At 37.6% G+C, this 16,871-nt stretch carries 23 protein-coding genes and 3 tRNA genes; 10 read left to right on the top strand and 16 right to left on the bottom strand.

What is annotated here, in order from left to right:
- Positions 1-4 precede the first annotated feature (4 nt).
- Positions 5-2,377: a phosphoenolpyruvate synthase gene (gene ppsA / locus WC707_02710; GenBank protein MFA6066070.1), complete on the bottom strand. Its 2,373-nt coding sequence runs from the start codon at positions 2,375-2,377 to the stop codon at positions 5-7.
- A 52-nt stretch (positions 2,378-2,429) separates the two neighbouring features.
- Here ppsA and WC707_02715 point away from each other — a divergent pair, with 52 nt between their 5' ends.
- Complete coding sequence (locus WC707_02715; protein MFA6066071.1) at positions 2,430-3,146, top strand: Fe-Mn family superoxide dismutase; 717 nt, start codon at positions 2,430-2,432, stop codon at positions 3,144-3,146.
- Here WC707_02715 and WC707_02720 read toward each other — a convergent pair.
- Complete coding sequence (locus WC707_02720) at positions 3,113-3,649, bottom strand: hypothetical protein (GenBank protein MFA6066072.1); 537 nt, start codon at positions 3,647-3,649, stop codon at positions 3,113-3,115. The two genes, WC707_02715 and WC707_02720, sit on opposite strands and share 34 nt — an antisense overlap.
- A gap of 103 nt (positions 3,650-3,752) precedes the next feature.
- On the opposite strand from WC707_02720, the gene WC707_02725 reads away from it, so the two are divergent.
- Positions 3,753-4,022 (top strand): hypothetical protein, encoded by a 270-nt coding sequence (locus tag WC707_02725; GenBank protein ID MFA6066073.1) that lies wholly within the window; start codon positions 3,753-3,755, stop codon positions 4,020-4,022.
- Between the two features lie 49 nt (positions 4,023-4,071).
- On the opposite strand, the gene prfA is transcribed toward WC707_02725, so the two are convergent.
- The 3 genes from prfA to WC707_02740 form a co-directional block, all read right to left on the bottom strand.
- The gene (prfA, locus tag WC707_02730; protein ID MFA6066074.1) at positions 4,072-5,145 is read right to left on the bottom strand and encodes a peptide chain release factor 1; all 1,074 of its coding nucleotides are present in this window, start codon (positions 5,143-5,145) and stop codon (positions 4,072-4,074) included.
- Positions 5,146-5,163: 18 nt separating this feature from the next.
- On the bottom strand, positions 5,164-5,373 hold the full coding sequence (rpmE, locus tag WC707_02735; protein ID MFA6066075.1) for a 50S ribosomal protein L31: 210 nt from the start codon (positions 5,371-5,373) through the stop codon (positions 5,164-5,166).
- Between the two features lie 74 nt (positions 5,374-5,447).
- On the bottom strand, positions 5,448-5,774 hold the full coding sequence (locus WC707_02740; protein ID MFA6066076.1) for a DUF1622 domain-containing protein: 327 nt from the start codon (positions 5,772-5,774) through the stop codon (positions 5,448-5,450).
- Between the two features lie 163 nt (positions 5,775-5,937).
- On the opposite strand from WC707_02740, the gene WC707_02745 reads away from it, so the two are divergent.
- A complete protein-coding gene (locus WC707_02745; protein MFA6066077.1) occupies positions 5,938-6,531 on the top strand; it encodes a hypothetical protein in 594 nt (197 codons plus the stop codon).
- A complete protein-coding gene (locus WC707_02750; GenBank protein MFA6066078.1) occupies positions 6,528-7,007 on the top strand; it encodes a hypothetical protein in 480 nt (159 codons plus the stop codon). The genes WC707_02745 and WC707_02750 overlap by 4 nt, the downstream gene beginning before the upstream one ends.
- Here WC707_02750 and WC707_02755 read toward each other — a convergent pair whose 3' ends face one another.
- A complete protein-coding gene (locus WC707_02755; GenBank protein ID MFA6066079.1) occupies positions 7,008-7,484 on the bottom strand; it encodes a hypothetical protein in 477 nt (158 codons plus the stop codon).
- A gap of 273 nt (positions 7,485-7,757) precedes the next feature.
- On the opposite strand from WC707_02755, the gene WC707_02760 reads away from it, so the two are divergent.
- The gene (locus tag WC707_02760; protein ID MFA6066080.1) at positions 7,758-8,582 is read left to right on the top strand and encodes an AAA family ATPase; all 825 of its coding nucleotides are present in this window, start codon (positions 7,758-7,760) and stop codon (positions 8,580-8,582) included.
- A 28-nt stretch (positions 8,583-8,610) separates the two neighbouring features.
- Here WC707_02760 and WC707_02765 read toward each other — a convergent pair whose 3' ends face one another.
- Positions 8,611-9,075 (bottom strand): MarR family transcriptional regulator, encoded by a 465-nt coding sequence (locus tag WC707_02765; GenBank protein MFA6066081.1) that lies wholly within the window; start codon positions 9,073-9,075, stop codon positions 8,611-8,613.
- A complete protein-coding gene (locus WC707_02770) occupies positions 9,065-9,493 on the bottom strand; it encodes an EVE domain-containing protein (protein MFA6066082.1) in 429 nt (142 codons plus the stop codon). Before WC707_02770 ends, WC707_02765 begins: the two co-directional genes overlap by 11 nt.
- Before the next feature lie 160 nt (positions 9,494-9,653).
- Here WC707_02770 and WC707_02775 point away from each other — a divergent pair, with 160 nt between their 5' ends.
- Positions 9,654-10,493 (top strand): PP2C family protein-serine/threonine phosphatase, encoded by an 840-nt coding sequence (locus WC707_02775; GenBank protein ID MFA6066083.1) that lies wholly within the window; start codon positions 9,654-9,656, stop codon positions 10,491-10,493.
- On the opposite strand, the gene WC707_02780 is transcribed toward WC707_02775, so the two are convergent.
- On the bottom strand, positions 10,481-10,777 hold the full coding sequence (locus tag WC707_02780) for a hypothetical protein (protein MFA6066084.1): 297 nt from the start codon (positions 10,775-10,777) through the stop codon (positions 10,481-10,483). The two genes, WC707_02775 and WC707_02780, sit on opposite strands and share 13 nt — an antisense overlap.
- 146 nt (positions 10,778-10,923) lie before the next feature.
- Here WC707_02780 and WC707_02785 point away from each other — a divergent pair, with 146 nt between their 5' ends.
- The 3 genes from WC707_02785 (at position 10,924) to WC707_02795 (ending at position 12,719) form a co-directional block, all read left to right on the top strand.
- On the top strand, positions 10,924-11,112 hold the full coding sequence (locus tag WC707_02785; GenBank protein MFA6066085.1) for a hypothetical protein: 189 nt from the start codon (positions 10,924-10,926) through the stop codon (positions 11,110-11,112).
- Position 11,113: 1 nt separating this feature from the next.
- Positions 11,114-11,905 (top strand): AAA family ATPase, encoded by a 792-nt coding sequence (locus tag WC707_02790; GenBank protein ID MFA6066086.1) that lies wholly within the window; start codon positions 11,114-11,116, stop codon positions 11,903-11,905.
- Positions 11,906-12,143: 238 nt separating this feature from the next.
- Positions 12,144-12,719, top strand: coding sequence for an SGNH/GDSL hydrolase family protein (locus tag WC707_02795; protein MFA6066087.1), 576 nt, complete (start codon positions 12,144-12,146; stop codon positions 12,717-12,719).
- Position 12,720: 1 nt separating this feature from the next.
- Here WC707_02795 and WC707_02800 read toward each other — a convergent pair whose 3' ends face one another.
- The 5 genes from WC707_02800 to WC707_02820 all read right to left on the bottom strand — a co-directional run bounded on the left by WC707_02800 (position 12,721) and on the right by WC707_02820 (position 14,686).
- On the bottom strand, positions 12,721-13,434 hold the full coding sequence (locus tag WC707_02800; protein MFA6066088.1) for a hypothetical protein: 714 nt from the start codon (positions 13,432-13,434) through the stop codon (positions 12,721-12,723).
- Between the two features lie 21 nt (positions 13,435-13,455).
- Complete coding sequence (locus WC707_02805; GenBank protein MFA6066089.1) at positions 13,456-14,217, bottom strand: hypothetical protein; 762 nt, start codon at positions 14,215-14,217, stop codon at positions 13,456-13,458.
- A 126-nt stretch (positions 14,218-14,343) separates the two neighbouring features.
- Positions 14,344-14,420 (bottom strand) — tRNA-Asp (locus tag WC707_02810).
- Between the two features lie 110 nt (positions 14,421-14,530).
- Positions 14,531-14,605, bottom strand: a tRNA-Asn gene (locus WC707_02815).
- Between the two features lie 5 nt (positions 14,606-14,610).
- Positions 14,611-14,686 (bottom strand) — tRNA-Val (locus WC707_02820).
- A 148-nt stretch (positions 14,687-14,834) separates the two neighbouring features.
- Between WC707_02820 and sppA the strand changes: the two genes are divergently transcribed.
- The gene (sppA, locus tag WC707_02825; GenBank protein MFA6066090.1) at positions 14,835-15,734 is read left to right on the top strand and encodes a signal peptide peptidase SppA; all 900 of its coding nucleotides are present in this window, start codon (positions 14,835-14,837) and stop codon (positions 15,732-15,734) included.
- 26 nt (positions 15,735-15,760) lie between these two features.
- Here the strand turns inward: sppA and WC707_02830 are convergent, their stop codons facing one another.
- Complete coding sequence (locus WC707_02830; protein MFA6066091.1) at positions 15,761-16,000, bottom strand: hypothetical protein; 240 nt, start codon at positions 15,998-16,000, stop codon at positions 15,761-15,763.
- A gap of 11 nt (positions 16,001-16,011) precedes the next feature.
- Positions 16,012-16,818, bottom strand: a complete 807-nt coding sequence (gene mreC, locus WC707_02835) for a rod shape-determining protein MreC (protein ID MFA6066092.1) — start codon at positions 16,816-16,818, stop codon at positions 16,012-16,014.
- Positions 16,819-16,871: the final 53 nt, after the last annotated feature.

Raw genomic sequence — 16,871 nt, forward strand, 5'->3', positions numbered from 1 at the left:
AAATTTATTTTTTATCAGCTATGCGCAATAAAAATGGGATAATAGCGTCGGCATTGAGCGATAAAGAATCTATTTTTTCATCTATCAAAAACTGTGCCATTTCGGGATAATCGGACGGAGCCTGTCCACAAATTCCGATTGGTTTATGCGCCTCATGTGCGCCGGCAATTGCCCATTGTATCATTTTTTTTACCGCGGGATCACGTTCATCAAAAAGCTGGACTAAAGATGTAGAATCACGATCAACGCCTAACGTGAGCTGCGTAAGATCATTAGAGCCTATCGAAAATCCATCGAACAAAGCAGAAAATTCTTTGATCAAAATAACATTCGATGGGATCTCGACCATCATATATAATTCAAGATTATTAACACCACGTGAAAGGCCATAGGATGCCATCTTATCTATCACGCGTTCAGCCTCAGAAACTGTTCTGACAAAAGGGATCATGATTTTAATATTGTCAAAACCCATTATTGTTCGTGCGTGTACCAATGCAGCACATTCAAGCTCAAAGGCCGGAGCATACGCCGCATCGGTGTATCGAGCAGCACCGCGCATACCAAGCATTGGGTTCTCTTCTACATGTTCAAAAAAAGACCCGCCAATAAAATTACGATATTCATTAGTTTTAAAATCACTTAAACGAACAATAACCTGCCGCGGATAAAATGCTGATGCAATCATGCCAAGAGCTTGAGATAATCGTTCAATAAAAAATGCACGATTACTTGCGTAACCTGCGGTCATAGTACTGATAGTTTGTCTTGTTTTATTATCAAGTTTTTCTGGTTGTATAAGAGCCATGGGATGTATCCCGATCATGTGGGTAATAATAAACTCTAATCGCGCAAGCCCAACGCCCTGAGTCGGTAAAAATGATGTTTTGAAAGCACTATCAGGATCAGCAAGATTAACCAATAATGGCATTTGTGATCTCAGCCCCTTATAAGAAACAGTATCTGTATGATATACAAGTACACCATCATAAATACTGCCTACAGAACCGTTACTACAATCAAGTGTAATTTTTTGGCCATTTTTAATAGTACTTGTGCCATGCTCCGTACCAACAACTGCCGTCAGCCCAAGCTCTCTGCTGACAATAGCAGCATGACATGTCCTACCTCCAAAATCTGTCACGATACCCACTGCCTTTTTCATATACGGTACCCAATCGGGATTGGTCATCGTCGTAACCAAAATATCACCAGCCTGCAGCATACTCACATCAGAAAAATTTTTTATAACCCGTGCCGTTCCGGTGACAATTTTTTGTCCAATCGCCTGACCAGACACCAGCAATTTTGCCGTATGATCATCCAAAGTATAATAAGCAATATCTGCGCCACCCTGCTCATGAACATGTACGGTTTCTGGGCGCGCTTGTACAATATATAATTTATTATCACGACCATCTAACGCCCACTCTATATCCAGTGGGGTCCACGCACCATGCATGTCAGAAAAGTATTTTTCAAGAATAATTGCCTGTCGGGCAAGTTCAAAAACTTGTTCATCTGACAACGAATACGTGTTTTGTAATGCTACTGGCGTAACTTCTTGCACAACACCACCATTATGACCATACACCATTCGCGTTGCTTTTGATCCAAGCGTTTTTTTAATTAAAGGCTTATATCCCTTACTCAACATGCGCTTATCAATACAAAATTCATCAGGATTAACAGCACCACTGACCACGCTCTCCCCCAAGCCATACGATGCATTAATGAGAACAACGTCTTTAAAACCTGTTTCTGTATCCAGCGTAAACATAACACCGGATGATCCGAGATCAGACCGAACCATTTTTTGCACACCAACAGATATGCCAATTTCATATTCGTTAATTTTTTTTTCGATTCTATAAGCAATGGAACGATCAGTAAAAAGTGATATACATGCTTTATGATAGGCATCCACAACTGCCTGAGCACCAACAATGTTAACAAATGTTTCTTGTTGTCCTGCAAATGAAGCTGATGCGGAATCTTCTGCAGTAGCAGAAGATCTTACAGCCACATCACAACTATCTACGCCATATTTTTGAGAAAGCTCCTGATAGGCCTGAAAAATTTCTTGCATCAACTCATGCGGTATCTGTGCCTGCGCAACAAGAGTTCTTATTTTTGTTCCCACCTCATGAACGTGATCAAGATTCTTGTGAACACTGTTAATAAGATTATGAATTTCCATCGTAAGATTGTTTTTTTCAAGAAGCAACCGATATCCATCAACGGTAATAGCAAAACCATCTGGAATGCACATGGATGATGGCACGTACTGAATCATCTGTCCCAATGCCGCATTTTTTCCGCCAACAATTTTGACATCTTTTAATGAAATTTGATTGAAAAATTTTATATACATCATATATAGTTTACTCTATAAAAAACGTGGTAAAGAACATAACTCAAGGATACCTATGTATACTACCCTACAAAAAAACGTATTATTGTCCACAATACTTTGCCTCTTATGTCTCCACGGCAACATTTTTCTTCAAGAACCAGATACGACAGAAAAAAATAACATTAAAAAGTATATTCCAAAAAAATTCGATTTTTCGCCACTTACATTTTTAAGCGAACAACAAAAGCAAGAGCATTATGTTTTATACACAAAATATGTCGAAAAGCTTAATGAAATAAGAAGTAAATTGCCACAAGCGCAACGTGCACCGGGGCCAACATATTCAGAATTTCGCTCACTCAAAATAGCAGAAACATTCGCGCTCAATGGCGCTCTCCTGCACGAACTTTATTTTGAAAATATTATTGGCAAAAAAAACAAAAAAATAAATAGTAACCTAAAGCGCCTTATTCTCGAAAACTTTGACTCCATAGAAGAATATCTTAAAGATCTCAAAGACTGCGCTGCCTGTACGCGAGGTTGGGCGATTACAGGATTTTCACTCCACGAAAATGCGATTTATAACTTTGTTTTAGATGCCCACAACGAAACCGTTCCCGCCATGACCATTCCGCTCGTTGTGATCGACGCCTATGAACACGCTTACATGATAGATTTTGGCATTGATCGAGCAACCTATCTCAATGAAGTATTTGCACATTTACAATGGGACATTATAGAAAAACGTATCAGTAATTATTCAAGATTAACAATATCATTAAAAGACTGATCGTCTTCTTCTTCTTTGACTTCTTCAGGAACAAAATCTTGCTCCTGCTGCTGCAATGATGCATCAAAAAATTCTTTAATCGCATCACAAATATCCCTGGGCAAACCAACCATATAGGTTACGTCATACGACACATACTCTCCTATTATTTCTGATAAGGCATTATTATTTGGATTATATGCGATAACAACTAACACATCCCCATCATGCTCATATGGAATAAAAATATTCCGGAGCATAACATCTTTTGGAAACATTTTTACAATATTATGGTCAAAAAAAAGACCAACGACGTCTATCGCTGGCACCTGGTATAATTCAGAAAGCGCTTCGAGCAAATGCTCCTTTGAAATAAGCGATTCTTCTAATAAAAAATCTTCAAAGGCAATTTCAGATTGCGCCTCAAAATTTTTCTTCAAAACACTAATTTCTGAACTCTTAAATAGATTGTTCTTTTCAAAAATAGCGCACAATGCGTCCACAGTATTGGTAAATGCTTTCATAATCAAACTCTCCTCTTTGCATGATTATAAAATACTTCTTTACGTAATGAGAATAGTTGTATAAAATTTGTAGGATTTTTTATTTTTATTATAGGTAACAAAAATGATACTTTTTATTATATGTTTTTTTATCGCACCATACTCATACATAAACGCCATGCAAGAAGTCCATGTCTTGCACATCACATTCCCTGGACAAGAACCTATGAAAACTCAACTCTTTAGTTCGCAAAAAACAAAAGAAGTCTTTTTATGTCCATTTGACGATTCATGTTCAGACAAAACACAGCATAATAAAGAAGCATTATTACAACACATAAAGAAAGTGCATAAATTCGATGCTCAATTTCTAAAAAAATCAATAAATTTCTAATCAACCAACCCAAAAGCCCTGATAAAATTAAGCACGGAGATAAGATAATTTAACTATATAATGGCTGTTTTTTACGTTCTTGCTGTTCATGTTCACGCAGGGCATCAAGAATATCATCAAGATTTCCTTCCATAATCATGTCCAACTTTTTCAGAGTAAGCTCAACCGTATGATCGGTAACGCGATTTTGAGGGAAATTATACGTACGAACTTTTTCGGAACGCATACCGGTACCAACAAGCTGTTTTCTCTTTTGACTCATCTCCGATTCATGCTTTTCTTTTTGAGCAGAAACTAATCGGGAAAGTAATACCTTTAATGCTTTTTCTTTATTTTTGTGTTGCGACCGTTCATCCTGACATGTCACCACAAGTCCCGTCGGAAGATGGGTAATACGAACGGCAGAATCGGTTGTATTGACGTGCTGCCCACCAGCACCACCTGCACGATAAACGTCAATACGCAAATCAGCTGGAGAGACAGTAGCCGCTTCAATGTCATCGGCCTCGGGCAACACAGCAATGGTGGCCGTAGAAGTATGGATTCGACCAGCGGTTTCTGTAGCAGGAACCCGCTGCACCCGATGAACGCCCGACTCAAATTTGAGATTGCCGTATACATTATTACCCTGAATATGAATAACAACTTCGCGAAACCCCCCAAGATCAGTCCCACTGGAACTCATGATAGTTGTCTTCCAGTTTTTCTTAAGAGCACACAGGGTGTACATCCTCAGCAAATCACCTACAAACAACGCCGCCTCTTGGCCTCCCGTTCCAGCCCTTATTTCAACAAGTGCGTCACGTTTATCAAGAGGATCCGGCGGATACATCAATATATCCAACGACTGACGGGCATAAGCAAGCTCTTTATCTAACGTTGCCAGCTCTTCATTGAATAACGTGGTCATTTCAGGATCTATGTTAAGAGCCGCTTGCTCTCGCAACACAGAGTAGTGCCCCTCAAGCCGCACAATTTCCTGATGCTTATTAAGTAATGTCGAAAGCGTTGAAAGCTCTTTTTGCACCACATGGCGTTGAGACGCTTCAATCGATGTTGAAATAAGCTGTTCATTCAGCTCATCATAACGCTTTTGTAATGAACTCCATAAAGAATCAGTCACGCGTGCCACTCAATACTTTTAAGCTTTGTTGCCTTTTTTATACTTCTTTTCAAACTTTTCAATACGACCAGCCGTATCAACAAATTTGGTTGCGCCGGTAAAAAACGGGTGACAATTCGAACATAGAGTCACGCGTATATCTGGACGGGTTGATTCAGTGGTGAATTCCTTGCCACAAGCGCAATGTGCGTTAATAGCATACACTTCTGGTTGAAGATTTTTTTTCATCTTTTTTATCCTTACATAAAATTTTATTCTATTTAAATATACATGAAAATGAGTAATCAGTAAAGGCCGTTCGCCTACTTTTCGAGGGCAAGCGCTCGCAATTCTCGATTTAGGAAATAACTCAGAATAATTCTGATAACCACGAGAATAACCAAAATGCCCACATTATAATAATCTGGCCTCAAGACCGAGCCTATAATATCAGCTCCCACCAAAAATTCTAGGCCAAGTATAATACTATTGCCAAACTGTAATCTAATTTGATTTAACGTGTATAAACCTTTACCAAACAACAAGAGCACGAAGTGGTATATCCCATAGAAAGCTCCTTCAGTGATAACAGCAACGCCCATGAGAGTAATAACTTCGCGAATAAAGAGTAACCAAGAATCAATCAACATAGATATCTCCAGTAAAAATATTTACTTTTTGACTATATCATAAAATATTGGTTATTTTCAAAGATTTTAGCAATCCCGATCAATAAAATTGACATATATTGAAGAGAAAATTTAAAATACCATTAATTATTGACTATCTTGTTAAAATACCTAGGGGTGATATATGAGATATATTATGGCGCTACTATGCTTTATGTCATTAATTACCCATAAGGCGGCCAATTCTATGAGCACCATAGAAGAACCTGGCCCGATTACCGGTATTCTCATGATAAATTCTTATGAAAAAAGAATGTGCTACGCTGGTGAGTTTTTCGCTCAGCCCATCGAACAAGCGCTCAACATACATATTGCACCGTCAGAGCCGGTTGTAGAGATCATAGCTATGAGTAAAAAAACAGAAATTAATACTCTTGATTATGCTGCTCGCTGGACAGGAAATAAACACTTTCAATCATTCGGCAACCTGCCGCATTTGCTACCGCTATCAATAATAGATAAAAAAGAAGGGGAAGTTATTAAAATTATTGTTTGGGGGAAGGCTGTAGAGCTCATGTGCCAGCAAAAAAGTTTTCAAAAACAAGACACCTTTGAAAACGCGCTCGATAATTTAAAGGAACTTTTTATGCACCAACCAAGTTTTCATATGCAGGACAAAAAATTACTGATCGATGCACGTATTATTGTAAAAGATAACAATATATACAGCAATGGTCCCAATGGGTACAAAATAACAAACAGGGAGACCAATACATGAACTACTCAAGAATAGTATATTTTCTCGTGATTACGCATAACACAGTCTACACTATGGACACGCCTGAGGAACCAACGATCCCTCACCCAATTAGCGGAATCATCATGATTAATAGTTACAAAAAAAATATTCACTATGCAGGAAAAGATTTTGCTCAATCTATCAAAGAAATCTTCAATATTGACATCCCACCCACAGAAGCAATTGTCGATGTTATTATTGTTAATAAAAAAACAGAAGACACGCCACTTAATTATGCAACCCATTGGGCAGCCGTCAAAAACCCTCTTTTGCAAAAACGTTTACCATCATGGCTACCAATTTCCATGATAGATACAAAAGAAGGAGACATTATACGGCTTACCGCATGGGGTAAAACTATCGAGCTGACGTGCCAACAACAATGCTTCGAACTACCAAATAATTTTGAAACGGAAATCGAAAATTTCAAAAAACGATGTAATCAAATAATGTAATTATTTTAAAGCATCTTGCTCTATGCTATCTATGGAAAGTTCATCATCATACATTATAGGGGCGGTATTGACTTTAATCTGCTGCGCAAGATATCTTTTAATCATAACAGACTCATCACTGATGTTATTTTTTGCAAGCTCACACGCCCAATTGAAAATAATAATTTTGTGATCCTGTTTAACATCTTTCAACCCATTAATATGCCGAGCGCATGCTATAACAGGAGCGAATTTACATTGCGCACTTGTCATATATAACGCATCAATGCTTTTTTGAGACGATTCCCCTTTTAAAAAAAGACTTATTTTTCCAGCATGTGAAGTTTTAATAATATTTTGATCATCTACGGACATAACCCTATGTTCATCGTACAAAACAAGCACCGGACGCGTATTGCCCTTACCCGTTTCCATGCCATGACAGGTAGTCATTACCAACAACATAACCAACGCCACAGTTTTTTTTGCATAAGCCATTATAATTCTTTCAATTTATTGTAAATACATTACACGTGAAATGCATACCTGAACTACCCGCCACCAAAAAAGCAAAGGCTATTTTAACCGCGCTATTTTTTTTCATTGCATAAAACCCTGTAATATATTTTATTAATTTGCATGACAATGGTATCAAATTTTATTTCACGTGGCAAAGCATTTTAATAATAATAAAAGCATTGCAATACATAGATGAGTAGCGTAAAATGCATATTAACTAAAAAATTTAATCTTTATTCTATTGGAGAGTGCGTGAAGCAAACTCAGCATGGTACTATAATACTGCTTAATGGCGTTTCGTCTTCTGGAAAATCTGCGATTATACATGCATTACACGCATCACATAAAAATATAAAAATTCTTAAAGTTGATGATTGGTTTCCTGATATTTTAAAAAATGTAGCTCAAGAGCATGGCTGGCAAGAAAATTCAAACATTTGCCCGTGGCTCTATTTACATACAGCAACAACAGAGCAAACCGGGAAATATTATTTTGATGTAGAATTACGAGAAAAATTATTTAATAATTCTCACAAACTTTACGAGCAGGCAAAAAATTTTGCCTCAGAAGGACAGAATGTCATTATGGATACGGTTCTAGAATATGAAAAAGAATACACGCGGTTTGATAATTTTTTTCGCAACGAAAAAGTAATAAAAATATTGGTGTACTGCCCATTAGATATTTTGTTACAACGGGTAGAACAACGTAATGCATGTGGCATAGTCTCAGAACAAAGAACTGCGTTTCAATCTTTTGAACAATTCCCAGCGCTTTTCAAATTGCAAGAACATGCGCATGAACCTGTTCTCGACATCGTAAAAAGCACCGTAATAAAACAGGCTCTAGAAAAAGCTATCCAAGATTTAATAAAAAATACTATCGCAGCCCCCTATTTACCAAAACTGGACGAATTCAGAAAAAAATTCTCACAACAATTTAAACTTGATGAACAAGAAACAATTACATTGGTTCCAAGACACGCCTACAATCTTATTCTCAATAGCTATCACAACTCCCCCCAACAATCCGCGCAAAAAATATTGGAAATAGTTGATTTAAAAAACAACTTTTAAATAATAACGGCCCGACAATTAATAACTTCTATTTTATGGATAACAACGCCTGAAATATTTTTATTAATTTACAAGATTCTTGCGCATTCAATGCGTCAAAAAAAAGCGTATCGGCCTGTTCAACTGCGGGCAATGCCAACGTTAATTTTTCAAATCCACCTGGCGTTAATAACGGGCTTTTGCTTCTTTCATTTAATGAACGCACGCGCTTAATGAGTTTTTTTGCTTCCAAACCACGTAATACTTGCGATGTTGTATTAGGATCTAAGCCAGCAGATCTACTAATATCTATTTGAGCAACACGTTCATTATTTTTTGTTAACCAACCAGTGGTAGCCAAAACAACAAACTGCGGATGCGTTAGGTCAAAAACTTTTAACGTCTCTTCTATTTTACTCCGCCAGTGCATACTCACCCTCCATAGCAAATATCCTGGGCTTTGCTCCGGAGCCTCATATATAGTTAATTTTTCCATACCAACTTTATTTTTCAATATTTACTCCCATGTTAGCAGCAAGTAACAAAAAATCATGCTCAGGAATTTCAAACAATCCATATCTAAAAACAAACCCCCAATGACTCTTGTTTTTAATAAAAGAAAGTGTATCGATTAAAGGCTCTATTGCAACATCCCGCGCCGGCACAAAATCAACATCACGCCGCCACGGGATAAAATCATCACTCATTTTAAATAGATACGGTTCTTTATCTTTAATCTTACCTATCGCTGTAAACGCACGACAAGGCTGCTTCTCGCCAAAAATCTCTGTCGGCGAATAATATATAATCCAATCACCCGACTTCATTCTTTTCAACGGCGCCTGCTTGCCGTGACACACCTGTGCAATACCCGATTGTATGCCTTTTTTAACATGTTCTCTACTTGCAACACCGACCCAATATTTTGTCATTATTTCCTCACACCGCATAACATTTTAATTAATCATACGTATAAGTATAATATGCATACGTATAATTTCAAGCTATTTTGATATTAATTGACAAATTTAAATATAATTGTATAATTATACTTACTTATATAATTAAAAATTAAATTACAGGACTAGCAGTATGAAATATCTAGCTTTTTTAATAACACTCTTTACTCTTCAATTTCCATGCCTAGTGCTAGCTACTGCAAGCGATATTGGCTTTGCTGAAGCACAGGGCCGCAGACCGACCATGGAAGACGCTCATTGCGTTGCCATACAGACTCATATTGCCTTTTTTGGCCTCTATGATGGACATGGCGGTAGAAACGTGGCTGATTTTGCCGCACAGCACCTGCATAAAAATATGTTTGCGGCGTTACAAGCTGGAAATCACATGCATAATGCACTCGAAGCTGGTTTTGTAAAAACACATAAAGATCTTGATGCGGCATCATTTAACTCGCGAACACAGGGATGTACCGCAATTGCCGCGGTTCTTACTGATGGAAAAATATATGTAGCCAATGCAGGCGACTCACGAGCAATCATATGCAGAGCCGGTAAAGCTATTGCTCTTTCAGATGACCACAAGCCCAACAGACCTGATGAGCAAGCACGCATTCAAAAACTTGGGGGAAAAGTAATCGTAAAGGGCGTTCCGCGCGTAAATGGAAGACTTGCCATTTCGCGAGCATTGGGAGATAAAGCTCTGAATCCGTATGTTATACCCAATCCAGAAATTCGTGAACAAATAATAACGACTGACGATGATTTTTTACTTATCGCATGTGATGGCGTATGGGACGTTCTTGATAATCAAGCGGCTATTACTATCACAAAAACAGCTCTCAATAATAACCCAGGCGATTTCAACAGAGCTGCCGATACGTTAAAAAATGAGGCTTTACGTCGCGGCAGCACTGATAATGTGAGCGTAATGGTTATTAACCTAAAAAATTATCGCCCCTATTCTTCGTAATATTCGCCGTCATAATAATTATCATCGTAATCACCATCATAATAGTCATAACCATCACGAGCAAGAGCCGCGCCGCCCATAACACCCAGCCCAACACCAAGTCCTAGACCGGCACCATAACCGCCATAGCCATATCCGCCGCGACCATAGCCACCATGCCCATAACCGCCATGACCGTATCCACCGTGACCACCACCATGACCGCCGCCATGGCCACCACCACCGCGTGCCGATACGTATGATACAGAAAGCACTATCGCTATGCATAGTAAGATTTTTTTCATATCCATCTCCCTTATTATTATTTATATATTCTATTATTTATTATTTTACCGAGAAATCGGCTTAAAAAGCAAGATTTAATTGTGATTTAAAATTAAACATTAGTATACTTATAAGGTATAGTGATACAATAAAAAAGAGATTCCCAATGAAAAAATTATTACCCATTATCTTAACCAGCCTTTGTCTATACACACATATTGATAGCTATAACTTACATGATAAACAAGCATTTGATTATCTTATAAAAAGGCCAACTTATTTTTCAAAAGCAAAAATAGAAATCCCAGTAGATTTATCTTTTGACAGCCTAAAAACATGGATCGCTAAAAATTAATATGAAAAAATTATCACAGGATTTTATTGCGAATATGAGCGGCCCGGCATTAGACAAAGTTAAAGTCACATTTGCAGATGTAATTGATGTTAACAAGTACCCTTTTTCTCTACCGATCATTAAGAATTTACAAGAAATAGAATTTCCCACACAAGTTACTTTTTTCATTGGAGAAAACGGCTCTGGCAAATCAACCATACTTGAAGCAATCGCCTATAAGGCTGGTTTTGGTATCGAAGGTGGCAGTAAAAACATCAACTTTGCCACAACACATCAAAACGCTTACAACGGTACACAAAATCTTGCTGATGCCTTTACGCTTTCGTGGCGCAGCAAACCCGCCAATCAAAATGGTTATTTTTTTAGGGCCGAAAGCTTTTTTAATATAGCCAATTATATTGATGAACTAGCCAAAGAAGATTTTAAAGCTTACGCCTCATATGGCGGAAAATCATTACACGCCCAATCACATGGCGAAAGTTTTCTGGCATTTTTTAATAACCGTCTTGGTGACGGTGGTTTTTTTATTTTGGATGAACCGGAAGCAGCCTTATCACCCCAACGGCAATTATCATTGCTTGCCATCATGCATAAAATCTGCAAAAATCCCCATTCTCAATTTATTATCGCAACACACTCACCGATACTGTTGGCATACCCCAATGCAACCATTTATTCTTGCGATTCAGATACGTTAACCAAAATTGCATATACTGATGCGCAACATTATAAAATTACAAAACAGTTCTTAGATAATCCAGACCGCTATTTACATCATTTATTTGAAGATTAGCCTATAACATAGGCACCTCTACTACTTTTCAACTTTTTTTATTGCTTCAACTTAAATCAAACCTATATCATAAAAAATATGTAAAAATTTTTTTACGCTTTTTTAGGGAAAAATAATGATGTACATCAAAAAAATACTCTATTTTTTATCACTACATTTCATATTTTTTTGCCATATGATCGCCGCGCCTCGTGTATACATAATTGGAGATAGTCATTCCAATTGGGGTTTTAGCAATATGGGGCAAACAGAATACATTTTTACTTATAATGACGTAACAAAAATACCATTTTCTATTCATTGGACAGCATCAAAAACTATACGCGACGTTATAACTCAAGGATTGGATATCACTCAATATGGGGCTCGAGAAAATGATATCGCTCTCTTTACTTTTGGTGAAGTAGATGTGCGACACTACAGCATTGACAAAGAAAGAGAAAATAAAAATTTTGATAAAGTTCTTGATTCTCTTGTTGCAAACTATATTGCAATAATTAATCAGAATAAAAAACGTTATAACAACTTTCACTGCATCATAATGGAAGTCATGCCGCCAGTATCTAACCCCGGTTTTTATGGACCACTTGCAGATAGAATTTCAATAACACATGCATTAAACAAAAAATTAAGCGAAGCTTGCAGGATACACGATATACTCTTTTTGCGGCTACATGATCTTTATGCAAATCCAGATGGCTCACTCAATTCTGCCCTATCCGACGGCTGCGTTCATATTAATATGAATCACAATTTACCCCTCAGACGCCGTTTAATAGAATTGTTATTAGAATCAAAAATTAACGTACACTGATCTATTTATGCCATGTATTATAAGCAAGCACGCCACCAACAGCCGCAGCGCTTATGATGCCCAAACCTATTGCACATTTTTGCTGAGACTGACCAGATTTACCATACGCCTCAATGTCTTGCTCCACCTTTGGTATTACCTTGTCCGAAAAATAAGTAATTTGCTCTGTAAATATTTTTAACTCTGGCCCTTGAAAACCTTCATCAGAACCCTGCGAGCAAGACGCAATTTTATAGGGGCTTTTACCCGTACCATATGCATGGCTTGCAACTGTTTTTAAAATCCTCATGCGACTTTCTGAGCTAACATGAGAAATTTTTGATCCAAGAAAATAGATCAGATCAATATAATTTAATATTGTTTTATCGTTTATCTTCGTAAAAACACCTGATAAAATAGACACATCAACCGCCTCACAATTTTTTCTCAAATCGCTTATGAATATCGGCTTGTACAAATCCAATTGGAGTAGGTCAGTACCTCGATCGCCTAAATTTTTTTTTAAGTCCAATACGGATATTTTATCTTCGTTGAAAATTGCTACTTTCGCAGTACCGGAAGACCACAAATACCCACTCACTCCCAGCCCAATAGTGCCCAAAAATAACGCGCCAGTTTGCATGGGAGAAAAGGGCATGTCATGAAACCAAGATTGCCCAAAAGATGGACAGGGCACGCTTAAAAAAATAAATAGTGCAATTTTATAGGTACGCATATTGTTCCAATACAATTAATGTTAATACAATCTATCATAAGCAAGCACGCCACCAACAGCTGCAGCACTTATGGCGCCCAAACCTAGCGCCCAATTCTGTTGAGAAAAACCCGCTTTACGACAGGCTTTAATATCTTGCTCAACCTTTGGTATTACTTTGTCCGAAAAATGAGTAATTTGCTCCTTAAAGCTTTTGAACTCTAACTTTTGAAAACCGCTATCAGAACTCCGTGAGCAAGACGCAATTTCATAGGGATTGCTATATGTGACATAATATGTATGTGACGCCATCGCTCGCGCAACCCTAACACGAGCCTCTTTTTTGTATTTTTCGACCAGCCTTGATTCAAGAAAAAGCATTGTCTCGCCCCAAGATAATGTTTCATTTTTTTTAATTTTTTCTTCAATAGTCTTATCCGCCAGCCAAGCCTTGCTCAGTATCCCATAAATAAACCTATGAAAGAGCTCTTTTGAACATTTTTTCTTAATTTTTTCTAATTGAGGCGCATAAGTGTTATCATGAACAATATCAACTAATTTCAGATCAGACTTTAAATCGCTCAGCAAATCTTCATCCATCACATCTGCATCATAGTCGGTACAACTGTTTATTTTTTCAGCACCGGAAGACCACAAATACCCACTCACTCCCAGCCCAATAGTGCCCAAAAATAACGCGCCAGTTTGCATGGGAGAAAAGGGCATGTCATGAAACCAAGATTGCCCAAAAGATGGGCTCGGCACGCTTAACAAAATAGATAATGCTATTGTATATGTACGCATATTGTTCCAAGTAAAAAATGTGTGTATTAAATAAAAAAACTGGCTCGCGCCAGCTGTAATTATACTATTCAGTATAAAGATTTTTTTGAAATTGCGCCCGCCAGGCGTAGTTCGAAGAACGAAGCGTGGCGGGAATGATGGGACTCGAACCCACGACCTTCCGCGTGACAGGCGGACGCTCTAACCAGCTGAGCTACATCCCCAAAAATTTTTCTTCTGACTACTTCTCTGCCTGGGTGACAGAAAAATATGGCTCTGTGAAATAGCCGCCGAGTCGACACGCTTTGCTCAGGACGAGCGCGGCGCCGAAACTTGGCTCCTCGGGCAGGATTCGAACCTGCGACCTAACGATTAACAGTCGTGTGCTCTACCGCTGAGCTACCGAGGAATACTTGGTGGGCGGTGCAGGATTCGAACCTGCGACCCCCAGTTTGTAAGACTGATGCTCTGCCAGCTGAGCTAACCGCCCCCCTGTAAACTAATTACAAGATGCTTAAATTGTAATTAAAGCTTCACAAAATGTCAAAAAATTTATGATAGGTTACTATCTTTTTATAAATAAAGATATACTTAACTCTGTAAAACAGACTTACGCTATAACCCTGGAGTCATAAAGCATGGCAAAAATAGCTGATTACCTCAAAAATATTTTCTACCTGCTGATCATAGTTCAATTAGTCCCTCTTCTTTTTATGGTTATAAAAAAGCAATATAACAACGTTATGAACCCCAAAACAAAAGTTGCTGTTATCACAATAAAAGGGACCGTCGACAATGCGAGCCAATATACAAAGCATTTACAAAAATATTTTAAAGATAAAGAAATAAAAGCACTCTTATTAAAAATAGATTCACCAGGAGGAACAGCAGGAACAGCTCAAACTATTTTTAATGAAATAAAAGAGCTTAAAAAAGAATTCCCCAAGCCAATTGTCAGCCTGGTTGAAAATAGCTGCGCCTCAGGAGCATATTATATCGCCTGCGCCACCGACACCATTATTGCACCGGCATCATCATTTATCGGCAGCATTGGGGTCTATATTACACAACCAAATTTTAAAGAGTTTATAGAACAATTTAAAATTCATTATAGCGTTACTCAAAGCGGCATGTATAAAACAGTTGGAGATCCCCTTTTAGCACCAACCACTGAAGGCCAAGCGTTATTACAAGAACTCACTCATGATACGTATCAACAATTTATTAGTGATGTAGCAGAATGCAGGCATATACCGTTGCAATCCAACAAAGAATGGGCTGATGGTAAAATATTTACTGGAAGACAAGCACTTGGACTCAAGCTCATAGACAAACTAGGATGTTTTTCAACAACAGAAAAAATAATTAAAGAAAAAGCATGCATAACAACTGAGATAGAATGGATTAAACCATCAAAGCCGTCTCCACTCACAACGCTTTTCGGCGGAGATGATCAAGATGGTCAATCATATCTCGAGACTACATTAAATACCGTATATAGTTGGGTTACCAGCAAACTAGATATTGCAATAGTATAAAAATTAAGGGGGCAAAGCCCCCTTAGTTAATTACTTTTTTTCACAGATGGCGCATGGTTATTAAGATGCGCATACAATGGCCACCGTTTTTTATCTTTACTCAACATGTGTCGCTTTAAAATATACCCAACTTCAGGGTCTATATCTTTAAATTGCATACAAAGACATGTTGCTACGTGTGGATGAGCAGTAGTATCAACCATAGCCTTAAGCGACTGATGCACAAGAAGCATTAAAAAACTACACAATAAAATATATGCCTTCATACAAGCGATCCTCATTTTTTATATACAAGCGAACAAACTGAAATTGAACGAACATCAATCAGGGGCTCAATTTCAACAACATAACTAAATTCATTAAGTTTATACGATTTAATACGACCAAGCCCAAAGCCATGGGGGAAAATAAGACCGTCTCCTTTAGAAATTATCATATCTCCAACTTCAAGATTATTAAGATGGCTTACAAAAGTAAATGCAGTTGCATTAAATTCATGCAGGCCTTCATGAATTCCCTGAGCATGAGTTTTGGCGCACACGGCAGCAATCTTACAACTTGGATCAGTAATCAAAATTATTTTACAATAGTAGGGATACACCTCAACTACGCGCCCGAGCAAACAATTATTGTGAACAGCCACCATGTCAACCTTAACGCCTGCATGGTGCCCCTTATCAAGCAGCAAATAATGCATATTTTGAGAAAAATTTTGTACGATAACATGCGCCTGTACAACATTTTCTTGGGAATATCGCTGCTCATATTCATACAATTCTTTATAATCTTCTAAATAAAGAGCAGTTGACACCAAGGCTATATTTTCTGCTAATAAAGCAGAATTGTCCTGACGATACTTATCAATAATTGTTGTTAACTCATCTATTGTTTTACGATTTTCAAGCATTTTTTTAATAGGTTTAATAACATGATGCTCACACATAATAACGGGGAATAAGATATATGAAGTTACATGCTCGACAGTTCCTGGTCTCAGGACAAACAATCTGCTCGCAGCAAAAAAAATAATACTACCGATAAGAAACATACGTAAAGAAATTAAAGAGTTTTGTTGATAAGCCATTACAATTCTTTTCTGAGTAAAAATAAAAAAATAGTTTAATTATAATACCACAG

The organism is Candidatus Babeliaceae bacterium (assembly GCA_041660765.1).
Lineage (GTDB): Bacteria > Babelota > Babeliae > Babelales > Babelaceae > JBAZVR01.